General features: G+C 71.2%; 3 protein-coding genes. All 3 read left to right on the forward strand.

The annotated features are described in order from the left end of the window. The first annotated feature begins 60 nt into the window (after nt 1-60). The 3 genes from ACFZP7_RS32425 (at nt 61) to ACFZP7_RS32435 (ending at nt 12961) form a co-directional block, all read left to right on the forward strand. Nucleotides 61-6453, forward strand: a complete 6393-nt coding sequence (locus ACFZP7_RS32425; RefSeq protein WP_385638558.1) for an SDR family NAD(P)-dependent oxidoreductase — start codon at nt 61-63, stop codon at nt 6451-6453. Beyond that, nucleotides 6453-11684, forward strand: coding sequence for an SDR family NAD(P)-dependent oxidoreductase (locus ACFZP7_RS32430; protein ID WP_385637612.1), 5232 nt, complete (start codon nt 6453-6455; stop codon nt 11682-11684). The genes ACFZP7_RS32425 and ACFZP7_RS32430 overlap by 1 nt, the downstream gene beginning before the upstream one ends. A gap of 86 nt (nt 11685-11770) precedes the next feature. Next, complete coding sequence (locus ACFZP7_RS32435; protein ID WP_019331160.1) at nt 11771-12961, forward strand: cytochrome P450; 1191 nt, start codon at nt 11771-11773, stop codon at nt 12959-12961. The last annotated feature ends 81 nt before the right edge of the window (nt 12962-13042 follow it).

Raw genomic sequence — 13042 nt, forward strand, 5'->3', positions numbered from 1 at the left:
CGCCAACTCCACGTACACCCCGAAGACCACGATCACCACGTGAAAAGGACGGGCCTCTCCATGGGGGACGAGCAGAAACTCCGCACCTACCTCCGGCGCGTCACTGCCGACCTGGCCGACGTGACGGAGCGGTTGCAGCGAGCAGAGGACAAGAACGCCGAGCCGATCGCGATCGTCGGCATGGGGTGCCGCTACCCCGGTGGGGTGCGGTCGCCCGAGGAGTTCTGGAACCTGCTCGACGAAGGCGTCGACGCAGTGGCCGGCTTCCCCGAGGACCGTGGCTGGGACCTGGAGAACCTGTACGACCCCGACCCCGACGAGCCGGGTAAGTGCTATGTCCGCGAAGGCGGGTTCCTCTACGACGCGGGCGAGTTCGACGCCGCGTTCTTCGGGATATCGCCCCGCGAGGCCCTGTCCATGGACCCGCAGCAGCGGCTGCTGCTGGAGTGCTCCTGGAGTGCCCTCGAGCGGGCGGGCATCGACCCGGGCTCGCTGCGCGGCAAAGACGTCGGCGTGTACGTCGGCGCATGGAACAGCAACTACGGCAGGGGCGGCGGGGCGGAGAGCTCCGAGGGCCACCTGCTGACCGGCAACGCCTCCAGCGTGGTCTCGGGTCGCGTGGCGTACGTGCTGGGGCTCGAAGGCCCCGCCGTCACCATCGACACCGCCTGTTCCTCCTCCCTGGTCGGCCTGCACCTGGCCGCCCAGGCCCTCAGGTCCGGCGAGTGCGGTCTTGCGCTGGCCGGCGGCGTCACCGTGATGTCCACCCCTCTGTCGCTGGTGTCCTTCTCCCGGCAGCGGGGGCTCGCACAGGACGGTCGTTCCAAGGCGTTCTCGGCGGACGCCGATGGCATGGGCATGGCCGAAGGTGTAGGCGTACTGGTCCTGGAGCGCCTCTCGGAGGCGCGCCGCAACGGGCACGAGGTCCTGGCCGTCCTGCGGAGCTCGGCCGTGAACCAGGATGGTGCCTCGAACGGTCTGAGCGCCCCGAACGGGCCGGCGCAGCAGCGTGTCATCCAGTCCGCCCTGACCGTCGGCCGTCTCGCCCCCTCCGACATCGACGTCGTCGAGGCACACGGCACGGGCACGGCTCTCGGTGATCCGATCGAGGCGCAGGCGTTGCTGGCGACGTACGGGCGGGGGCGTGACGCGGATCGTCCGTTGTGGCTGGGGTCGGTGAAGTCGAACATCGGTCACACGCAGGCGGCCGCGGGTGTGGCCGGGGTCATCAAGGTGGTGCTGGCCCTGCGCAAGGGCGTCCTGCCGCGGACGTTGCATGTGGACGAGCCAACCGGTGAGGTGGATTGGGACTCGGGTGCGGTGCGGCTGCTGACCGAGGCGCGCGAGTGGCCTTCGGGGGAGGGGCGTGTGCGGCGGGCGGGTGTGTCGTCGTTCGGGATCTCCGGGACGAACGCGCATGTGATCGTCGAGGAGGCTCCGGAGGAGGAGCCCCGGCCGGAGGCTCCTTCCGTCGACGTGGTGCCGTGGGTTCTTTCGGCGCGGTCGGCTGAGGCGTTGCGGGAGCAGGCTGCCCGGCTGGCGTCGGTGGCTGGTGGGTTGAACGTGGTGGATGTGGGCTGGTCGTTGGCTTCGACGCGTGCGGCGTTCGAGCACCGGGCCGTGGTGGTGGGGCGGGACTCCGAGGAATTGGTGTCGGGGCTTTCCTCGGTTTCGGGGGTCGAGGTCGGGGTCGGGGTCGGTGCCGGTGGTGGTGTGGTGTTGGTGTTCGCCGGTCAGGGGTGTCAGTGGGTCGGTATGGGGCGGGAGTTGCTGGGTTCCTCGCCGGTGTTCGCGGAGTCGATGCGGGAGTGTGCGGCGGCTCTGTCGCCGTTTGTGGACTTTTCTGTGGTGGATGTTCTGGGTTCGGCTGGGGAGTTGGGTCGGGTCGAGGTGGTTCAGCCTGCGTTGTGGGCGGTGATGGTGTCGCTGGCGCGGGTGTGGCGGTCGTGGGGTGTTCCGGTTGCTGCGGTGGTGGGTCATTCGCAGGGTGAGATTGCCGCGGCGACGGTGGCGGGTGCGTTGAGTGTGGGTGATGCGGCGCGGGTGGTGGCGTTGCGGAGCCGTTTGATCGCGGAGCGTCTGTCGGGGCTGGGTGGGATGGTTTCGGTGGCGTTGTCGCGTGAGCGGGTGGTGTCGTTGATCGCGGGTGTGCCGGGTGTGTCGGTGGCGGCGGTGAACGGTTCTTCGTCGACGGTGGTCTCGGGTGAGGCCGCGGGGCTGGAGAGGGTGCTGGCCGCGTGTGTGTCGTCGGGGGTTCGGGCGCGTCGTATCGATGTGGATTACGCCTCGCATTCGGTGCAGGTGGAGTTGATCCGTGAGGAGTTGTTGGGGGTTCTGGACGGGATCGTCCCGCGCTCGGGTGAGATTCCGTTCGTGTCCACGGTGACGGGTGAGCGGATCGACACTGTCGAGCTGGGGGCGGAGTACTGGTACCGCAATCTCCGTCAGACAGTGGAATTCCAAGCATCCGTGCAGACGCTCCTCGCCCAGGGGCACCAGGTCTTCCTGGAGTCCAGTCCGCACCCGGTTCTCACCGTCGGCATCGAGGAGACCGTTCACGAGAGCGCCGCACAGGCCGTCGTTCTGGGAAGCCTGCGGCGGGACGAGGGTGCCCTCACCCGGCTCGTCACCTCCGCCGGTGAGGCATGGGCGCGCGGTGTGCCCGTCGACTGGGCGGGCATGCTCGCCGGCGGCAGGCGGGTCGAGTTGCCCACGTATCCCTTCCTCCGGGAGCGGCTGTGGCTGGAGCCGTCGCGCTCCCGCACCGGGAACCTCAACATGGCCGGGCTGGTCGAAGCCGGACATGAAATCCTGCCCGCCGCAGTGGAGTTGCCCGGAGAGCAGTGGGTGTGGACCGGCGAGCTGTCGCTCTCCGCGTACCCGTGGCTGGCCGATCACCAGGTGCTCGGGCAGACCCTGGTGCCGGGCGTGGCGTGGGTCGAACTCGCCCTGCACGCGGGCCACCAGCTCGGTTTCGGATCCGTCGAGGAACTCACCCTGCAGGCACCGCTCGTGCTCGGCGAGTCCGACGCCGTGCAGGTCAGAGTCGTTGTCTCCGATCTCGGGGAGAGTGATCGCCGGGCAGTGTCGGTGCACTCGCGTGGTGACGACCAGACGTGGGTGACCCATGCGGAGGGATTCCTCACCGCCAAAGGGGCGCAGCCGGAGACCATGGCCGTGTGGCCGCCGTCCGGTGCGGAGCCGGTGGAGGCTGACGGGTTCTACGAACGCCTCGCCGATGCGGGGTACCACTATGGCCCGGTCTTCCAGGGCGTGAGCAAGGTCTGGCGAGCTGGCGAGGAGATCTACGCCGAGGTCGGGCTGCTCGGCGACGCCGACGTGGACGGCTTCGGCATCCACCCCGCCCTGCTCGACGCCGCCCTGCAGACCGCCTACGTCGCCCAACGGGGCCCCGCAGAGACGAAGTTGCCTTTCGCGTTCGGCGATGTACAGCTGTTCGCCACCGGTGCCCGGTCGCTCCGCGTACGGGTCTCGCCGGCCGCTCAGCAGGGGATGGCGTGGGAGGCCTGGGACCCCACCGGACTTCCGGTGTTCTCCCTCGGGTACCTGGCGACCCGGCCGGTCGACCGCGGCCAGCTGACCGTGAAGCGGCCCGAGTCGCTGTTCAAGGTGGCCTGGGACGAGACCGTCCCCGTCGTCGGGAATGCGACCGCCGCGCATGGCGTCGTGCTGGGCGACGACCCGTTCGCCCTCGGTGCCGCGCTGCGCGCGGCGGGCTGGGAGGTCGGGGCCGCCTCGGAACCCGCGTCCGCCGACACCGCCGCCGAAGTACTGCTGCTGCCCTGCACCGCGCCCGGCGAGCCGGACGCGGACCTGCCCACCGCGGTCAGGGCCGTGACTGCTCGGGTGCTCGGCGTCCTACAGGAGTGGCTCGCCGACGAACGGCTCGCCGGCACCCGACTGGCCGTCGTGACCCGCAACGCCCTCCCGGGTGACCTCCTGCACAGCCCCGTCTGGGGTCTCGTGCGCTCCGCCCAGACCGAGAACCCCGGGCGCATCACCCTCGTCGACCTCGACGACCACCCCGACTCGGCGGCCGTCCTTGCCGAGGCCGTCCAGTCCGACGAGCCGCGCATCATGGTCCGCGAGGGCCGGCCCACCGCCGCCCGCCTGGTCCGTGCCACCGCACCCGAGCTGGTGCCGCCCGCCGGAGCCGATGCCTGGCGCCTCGAGATCACCGAACCGGGCACGTTCGACAACCTCACGCTGGGCGTCTACCCGCACGCCGAGAAGACCCTCGCCGACAACGAGGTCCGGGTCGCCGTCCACGCGGGCGGCCTCAACTTCCACGACGTGGTCGCCGCACTCGGCATGGTCGAGGACGACCTGACCCTCGGTCGTGAGGCGGCCGGCGTCGTCGTCGAGGTCGGAGACGCCGTGCCGGATCTGACCCCCGGCGACCGCGTGATGGGCATCCTGTCCTCCGGCTTCGGGCCGCTCGCCGTCACCGATCACCGCTACCTGGCACGCATGCCCGAGGGCTGGACGTTCGCCCAGGCGGCTTCGGTGCCGGCCGCGTTCCTGACGGCCTACTACGGGCTGTGCGACCTCGGCGGCATCCGCGCGGGCGACCGCGTCCTCATCCACGCGGCCGCCGGCGGTGTCGGCATGGCCGCCGTACAGATCGCCCGGCACCTCGGGGCGGAGGTGTTCGGCACCGCCAGCCCGCGCAAGTGGGGCGCGCTGCGCGCCCTGGGGCTCGACGACGCCCACCTGTCCTCCTCCCGCACCCTCGACTTCGAGCAGAAGTTCCTGGACGCCACCGACGGCAGGGGAGTCGACCTCGTTCTGAACTCGCTGGCCCGGGAGTTCGTCGACGCCTCGCTGCGGCTGATGCCCGGCGGCGGCCGGTTCGTGGACATGGGCAAGACCGACATCCGGCGGCCGGAACAGGTGGCGGAGGACCACGGCGGAGTCGCCTACCAGGCATTCGACCTCGTCGAGGCCGGGCCGCAGCGCACGGGGGAGATGCTCGCCGAGATCGTCCGGCTCTTCCAAGCCGGCGCGTTCCGGCCGCTGCCGATCACCCAGTGGGACGTGCGCCGGGCGCCGGAGGCCTTCCGACACATCAGCCAGGCCAAGCACATAGGTAAGATCGTCCTCACCGTGCCCCGGCCCATCGACACCGACGGCACCGTCATGGTCACCGGCGCCACCGGGACCCTGGGCGGCTTCGTCGCCCGGCACCTGGTCACCCATCACGGCATACGACGACTGCTGCTGGTCAGCCGCAGCGCGGAGCGCACCGACCTGGTGCGGGAACTCACCGAGCTGGGCGCCGACGTCACCTGGGCCTCCTGCGACCTAGCCGACGCCACCGCCGTCGAAGAGACCGTACGGTCCGTCGACGAACGGCATCCGCTCGTGGCCGTCGTCCACTCCGCGGGAGTACTCGACGACGGCGTCATCGACAAGCAGAGCCCCGAACGGCTCGACACCGTGATGCGTCCCAAGGTCGACGCCGCCTGGAATCTGCACCGACTCCTCGACAACGCCCCGCTGGCTGACTTCGTGCTCTTCTCCTCCGCCAGCGGCGTGCTCGGCGGCGCCGGACAGTCCAACTACGCGGCCGCCAACGCCTTCCTCGACGCGCTCGCCGAGCACCGCCGTGCACAGGGCCTCGCCGGACAGGCGCTCGCCTGGGGACTGTGGTCCGACCGCAGCACGATGACGGGACAGCTCGGCTCCACCGAACTCGCCCGGATCGCCCGCAACGGCGTCGCCGAGATGTCCGAGACGGAGGGCCTGGCCCTCTTCGACGCCGCCCGGGACACCGCCGAGGCGGTGTTGCTGCCCATGCACCTGGACGTCGCGAGGCTCCGCAGCCGCAACGGAGAGGTCCCCGCGATGTTCCGCCGGCTGATCCACGCCACGGCCCGCCGCACCGCGAGCACCGCGGTCCGCAGTGCCGGCCTCGAACAGCAGCTCGCCTCGCTGTCCGGCCCCGAACGCACGGAGCTGCTCCTGGGACTGGTGCGCGACCATGCCGCCGCGGTGCTCGGCCACGGCACCTCCGACGCCGTCTCGCCGGACCGGTCCTTCCGCGACCTGGGTTTCGACTCCCTGACTGCCGTGGAGCTGCGTAACAGGTTCGCCGCCCTCACCGGCCTGCGTCTGCCGGCCACGCTCGTCTTCGACCACCCGAGCCCGACGGCCCTCGCCGGGCACCTGGCCGGCCTGCTGGGCGCCGCGACGTCCTCCGCGGCCGAGCCGGTCCTGGCCGCCGTCGGACGGCTGCGCGCCGACCTCCGGTCGCTCACCCCGGACGCCGAGGGCGCCGAGGACGTGACGATCCAGCTGGAGGCCCTCCTCGCCGAGTGGCGGGAGGCCGCGGAGAAGCGGGCTCCGGAGGCGGTCGGTGACGAGGACCTGTCCACCGCCACCGACGACGAGATCTTCGCGCTCGTCGACAGCGAACTGGGTGAGGCCTGATGACGGCCGAAGCGTCTCAGGACAAGCTGCGTGACTATCTGCGAAAGACCCTCGCCGACCTGCGGACCACCAAGCAACGGCTACGCGACACCGAACGCAGGGCGACCGAGCCTGTCGCGATCGTCGGCATGAGCTGCCGACTGCCCGGCGGCGTACGGACACCGGAGCGGTTCTGGGAACTCCTCGACACTGGAACCGACGCCCTGACGCCCTTGCCCACCGACCGCGGCTGGAATCTCGACACGGCGTTCGACGACGAACGGCCGTACCGGCGCGAAGGCGGATTCCTTTACGACGCCGGACGGTTCGACGCCGAGTTCTTCGGCATCTCGCCCCGTGAGGCGCTGGCCATGGACCCTCAGCAGCGGCTGCTCCTCGAAAGCTCGTGGGAGGCGATCGAGCACGCCCGCATCGACCCCAGGTCCCTGCATGGCAGTTGCACCGGCGTCTGGTTCGGCACGATCGGCCAGGACTACTTCTCCCTCTTCGCCGGATCCGGCGAAGAGCACGCCAACTACTTGGCCACCGCCTGCTCGGCCAGCGTGATGTCCGGCCGCGTCTCGTACGTGCTCGGCCTGGAGGGGCCCGCTGTCACGGTCGACACGGCGTGCTCGTCCTCCCTGGTCGCCCTCCACTCCGCCGTACAGGCCCTGAGGTCCGGCGAGTGCGAACTGGCTCTCGCCGGGGGCGCCACGGTCATGGCCACCCCGACGGTGTTCACCGCCTTCTCCCATCAGCGTGGCCTGGCCGGTGACGGCCGCTGCAAGGCCTTCGCGGCGGGTGCCGACGGGGCGGGCTTCGCCGAGGGCGTCGGCGTGCTGGTACTGGAGCGGTTGTCGGTGGCGCGGCGGAACGGTCATCGGGTGTTGGCGGTGGTGCGGGGTTCGGCGGTGAACCAGGACGGTGCGTCGAACGGTCTGACGGCGCCGAACGGTCCGTCGCAGCAGCGGGTGATACGTGCGGCGTTGGCCAACGCGCGCTTGGCGCCGGAGGACGTGGACGCTGTCGAAGGCCACGGCACGGGGACTTCGCTGGGCGACCCGATCGAGGCGCAGGCGTTGCTGGCGACGTACGGGCGGGGCCGGGACGCGAAGCGTCCGTTGTGGCTGGGGTCGGTGAAATCGAACATCGGTCACGCGCAGGCTGCTGCCGGAGTCGCCGGTGTCATCAAGATGGTGCTGGCCATGGAGAAGGGCCGTCTCCCTCGGACGCTGCATGTGGATGAGCCGTCGGGTGAGGTGGATTGGGACTCGGGTGCGGTGCGGCTGCTGACCGAGGCGCGGGACTGGCCGTCGGGGGAGGGGCGTGTGCGGCGGGCGGGTGTGTCGTCGTTCGGGATCTCCGGGACGAACGCGCACGTGATCATCGAGGAGCCGCCGGCGGAGGAGGAAGCGGCACCGGATTCCTCTGCTTCGGGTGCCGTGCCGTGGGTGCTCTCGGCGCGATCGGCCGACGCGTTGCAGGCTCTGGCTTCACAACTCGCCGACCACAGCGCCAAATCGAGTCCGGTGGATGTGGGTTGGTCGTTGGTTTCGACTCGTGCGGCGTTCGAGCATCGGGCCGTGGTGGTGGGGCGCGGGCGGGACGAGTTGGTGCGGGGCTTGTCCGAGGTCGCGCAGGGTCGGGGCGTGAGGGGTGTCGCGTCTTCGGCGTCGGGTGGTCTCGCGTTTGTTTTTGCTGGTCAGGGCAGTCAGCGGTTGGGGATGGGGCGGGGGTTGTATGAGCGGTTCCCGGTGTTTGCCGAGGCGTTCGACGAGGTGTGTGGGCGGGTCGGTCCGGGGGTGCGGGAGGTTGTTTTCGGTTCGGATGCGGGTGAGTTGGACCGGACGGTGTGGGCGCAGGCGGGGTTGTTCGCGTTGGAGGTGGCGCTGTTTCGGTTGTTGGAGTCCTGGGGTGTGCGGCCGGGTTGTCTGATCGGGCATTCGGTCGGTGAGTTGTCGGCGGCGTGTGTGGCGGGGTTGTGGTCGTTGGAGGATGCGTGTCGGGTCGTGGCTGCCCGGGCGCGGTTGATGCAGGCGTTGCCGGCGGGTGGGGTGATGGTCGCGGTTCGGGCCGAGGCGGGGGAGCTGGCCGGTTTCCTCGGTGAGGACGTGGTGATCGCGTCGGTGAACGCGCCGGGGCAGGTGGTGATCGCTGGTCCTGAGGGGGGTGTGGAGCGTGTGGTGGCTGCTTGTGGGGCGCGGTCGCGTCGTCTGGCGGTCTCGCATGCTTTTCATTCGCCTTTGGTGGAGCCGATGCTGGGGGAGTTCCGTCGGGTTGTGGAGTCGGTGGCGTTCGGTGTGCCGTCGCTGCGGGTGGTTTCCAATGTCACGGGTGCGTGGGTGGATCCGGAGGAGTGGGGGACGCCGGAGTACTGGGTGCGTCAGGTCCGTGAGCCGGTGCGTTTCGCCGACGGGGTCGCCACGTTGCTCGACGCGGGTGTGAGGACGTTCGTCGAGCTGGGTCCCGCCGGGACGCTCACTTCGATGGTCACCCACTGCGCGGACGCCACCGCCACTTCGGTGACGGCTGTACCTGCCCTGCGCCCCGACCACGACGAGTCGCGGACCGTGTTGAGTGCCGCAGCGTCCCTGTACGTCCAGGGTCACCCGGTCGACTGGGCCCCGCTGTTCCCGCGGGCCCGCACGGTGGACCTGCCCACCTACCCCTTCCAGCACCAGCACTACTGGATGGAAAGCGCCGCCCGGCCCACCGTCGAGGACACCCCGCGCGAGCCCCTCGACGGCTGGACGCACCGCATCGACTGGGTGCCGCTGGTGGACGAGGAACCGGCGCCCGTCCTGGCCGGTACCTGGCTGCTCGTTCGTCCCGAAGAAGGTCCCCGCCCGCTCGCCGACGCCGTCGCGGACGCGCTGACCCGGCACGGCGCCTCCGTCGTCGAGGCCGCTCGTGTCCCGCACCAATCCGACACCGAGCTGACCGGAGTCGTCTCTCTGCTGGGCCCGGGCGCCGACGGCGACGGCGGCCTGGACGCGACCCTGCGGCTGGTACAGGACTTGGCCACCGCCGGGTCCACCGCGCCCTTGTGGATCGTCACCAGCGGAGCCGTGGCCGTCGGTACGTCCGACACCGTGCCGAACCCCGAGCAGGCGACGCTCTGGGGGTTGGCCCGGGCGGCGGCCACCGAGTGGCCCGGCCTGGGGGCGGCGCGCATCGATCTGCCCGCCGACCTCACCGAGCAGGTCGGACGTCGGCTCTGCGCCCGGCTGCTCGACCGGAGTGAGCAGGAGACGGCGGTCCGACAGGCCGGGGTGTTCGCCAGGCGGCTGGTCCGTGCCCGTACCAGCGACGGCCGGTGGACGCCGCGCGGCACCGTGCTGGTCACCGGCGGGACCGGCGCGCTCGCCGGACACGTCGCGCGATGGCTGGCGGAGGAGGGGGCCGAGCACATCGTGCTGGCCGGGCGCAGAGGGCCCGACGGTCAGGGCGCCGAGGCGCTGCGCGCCGACCTGGTCGCCGCAGGGGTCAAGGCGACGATCGTGCGCTGCGACGTCGCCGACCGGGATGCCGTACGTCTGCTCCTGGACGCACACCGGCCCAGCGCCATCGTGCACACGGCCGGGGTCGTCGACGACGGACTGCTCACCTCGCTGACGCCCGCCCAGGTCGAGCGGGTGCTGCGGCCCAAGCTGCTCGGCGCCAGGAACCTGCATGAGCTGACCCGGGACCGGGAACTGGACGCCTTCGTGCTGTTCTCCTCCCTCGCCGGAGTCCTCGGCGGGGCAGGGCAGGCCAACTACGCCGCTGCCAACGCCTACTTGGACGCCCTGGCCGCACACCGCACCGCGCATGGGCTGCCGGCGGCCTCGCTGGCGTGGGGGCCGTGGGAGGGCGACGGCATGGCCGCGGCGCAGGAGGCCGCCGACCGGCTCCGCCGCAGCGGTCTCACCCCGCTGCCGCCGGAGCAGGCCGTACGGGCCCTCGGCCGGGGCCACGGGCCGCTGGTGGTGGCCGACGCGGACTGGGCGCGGCTGGCCGCCGGCTCGACGCAGCGCCTGCTCGACGAGCTTCCCGAGGTGCGTGCGGTCAGGTCGGCGGAGCCTGCTGTCGGACAGCGCCCCGACCTACCGGCGCGGTTGGCGGGGCGTCCGGCCGAGGAGCAGTCCGCGGTACTGCTGGAGGCGGTCCGGGAGGAGATCGCCGCCGTACTGCGTTACGCCGATCCGGCGCGGATCGGCGCCGATCAGGAGTTTCTCGCCCTCGGCTTCGACTCGTTGACCTCGATCGAACTGCGCAACAGGCTTGCCACGCGCATCGGTCTGACGCTTCCCGCGACGCTCACCCTGGAACAGCGCACCCCTGCCGGGCTCGCCGCGCACCTGCGCGAGCGGATCGCGGACCGGCCCGTCGGGTCCGGTGCCGTCCCGGTGCCCGGGAGCGCTGATGTCCCGGAGGCGGGCGGCGGTAGCGGCCTCGGTGAGCTGTGGCAGGAAGCCGACCGGCACGGCCGGCGGCTGGAGTTCATCGACGTACTCACCGCGGCCGCCGCCTTCCGGCCCGCCTACCGTGAACCGGCCGAGCTGGAGCTGCCGCCTCTACGGCTCACCTCCGGCGGGGACGAGCCGCCCCTGTTCTGCATCCCCTCGCACCTCGGCAAGGCCGACCCGCACAAGTTCCTGCGGTTCGCCGCGGCCCTGCGGGGACGGCGGGACGTCTTCGTCCTGCGTCAGCCCGGCTTCGTACCCGGGCAGCCCCTGCCCGCGGGCCTCGACGTCCTGCTCGACACCCACGCGCGGGCCATGGCCGGGCACGACCGGCCCGTGCTGCTCGGCTACTCGGCCGGCGGTCTTGCCGCGCAGGCGTTGGCCGCCCGACTCGCCGAGCTCGGCAGGCCGCCGGCGGCCGTCGTGCTCGTCGACACCTATGCCCCCGACGAGACGGAGGTGATGGCCCGTATCCAGGGCGCCATGGAGCAGGGCCAGCGCGATCGCGACGGCAGGACCGGTGCCGCCTTCGGTGAGGCCTGGCTCACCGCGATGGGCCACTACTTCGGCTTCGACTGGACCCCGTGTCCGGTCGACGTGCCGGTGCTGCACGTACGCGCCGGCGACCCCATGACCGGTATGCCCGTCGAAGGGCGGTGGCAGGCGCGCTGGAACCTGCCGCACACCGCCGTCGACGTGCCCGGAGACCACTTCACGATGATGGAGGATCACGCCCCGCGCACCGCCGACACCGTGCACGACTGGCTCGGCACGGCCGTCCGCCGCCCTGAGAGAACCCGCGACTGACGACTCGCCGGCGACAGCGGCATCCCGCCCTGTCCCCTTCCTGTCCGTCCGTTCCCTTTCCTCTCCTCGAAACGGAGTTCGTTCTCATGCCTTCCTTCCCCGTACGCCGGTCCGTGCCCGACACTCCGCCCGCCGAGCACCTCGAACTGCTCAAGGAGAGCGGCGGCGTCTGCCCCTTCACCATGGAGGACGGCCGTCCGGCCTGGCTCGCGGCCAGCCACGACGCCGTGCGCTCCCTGCTCGCCGACCGCCGTATCAGCAACAACCCGGCGAAGACGCCGCCCTTCTCGCAGCGGGAGGCCCTGCAGAAGGAGCGGGGCCAGTTCAGCCGTCACCTGTTCAACATGGACTCGCCGGAGCACGACGTGGCCCGCCGCATGATCGCGGAGGACTTCACTCCCCGACACGCCGAGGCGGTCCGGCCGTACTTCGAGGAGGTGTTCGGCGAGATCGTCGACGAAGTGGTCCACAAGGGCCCACCGGCCGAGATGATCGAGTCGTTCGCCTTCCCGGTCGCCACCCGCACCATCTGCAAGGTGCTGGACATTCCGGAGGACGACTGCGAGTACTTCCAGAAGCGCACCGAGCAGATCATCGAGATGGACCGCGGCGAGGAGAACCTCGAAGCCGTCGTCGAACTGCGCCGCTACGTCGACAGCGTCATGCAGCAGCGCACCCGCAAGCCCGGCGACGACCTGCTCAGCAGGATGATCGTCAAGGCGAAGGCGTCCAAGGAGATCGAGCTCAGCGACGCCGACCTGGTCGACAACGCGATGTTCCTGCTGGTGGCCGGGCACGAGCCGTCGGCCAACATGCTGGGCCTCGGCGTGCTCGCCCTCGCCGAATTCCCGGACGTGGCCGAGGAACTGCGGGCCGAGCCGCACCTGTGGCCGGGCGCGATCGACGAGATGCTCCGCTACTACACCATCGCCCGGGCCACCAAGCGGGTCGCGGCCGCCGACATCGAGTACGAGGGGCACACGATCAAGGAGGGGGACGCCGTCATCGTGCTCCTCGACACCAGCAACCGCGACCCGAAGGTGCACGCCGAACCGAACCGGCTCGACATCCACCGCTCGGCGGGCAACCACCTGGCCTTCAGCCACGGACCGCACCAGTGCCTGGGCAAGCACCTCGTCCGGGTCCAACTGGAGATCGCGCTGCGGGCTGTCGCCGAGCGGCTGCCCGGCCTGCGCCTGGACATCGCCAAGGAGGACATCCCCTTCCGCGGTGACGCCCTGTCCTACGGGCCGCGCCAGCTGCGCGTCACCTGGTAACAGCCACCATCGGCCCCCGCCGCGGACCGGGCAGCACGACCCGGTCCGCGGCGGGGGCACCACCACCGTCAACATCCCCAG

Source organism: Streptomyces sp. SudanB5_2050, assembly GCF_964272335.1.
Taxonomy (GTDB): domain Bacteria; phylum Actinomycetota; class Actinomycetes; order Streptomycetales; family Streptomycetaceae; genus Streptomyces; species Streptomyces rochei.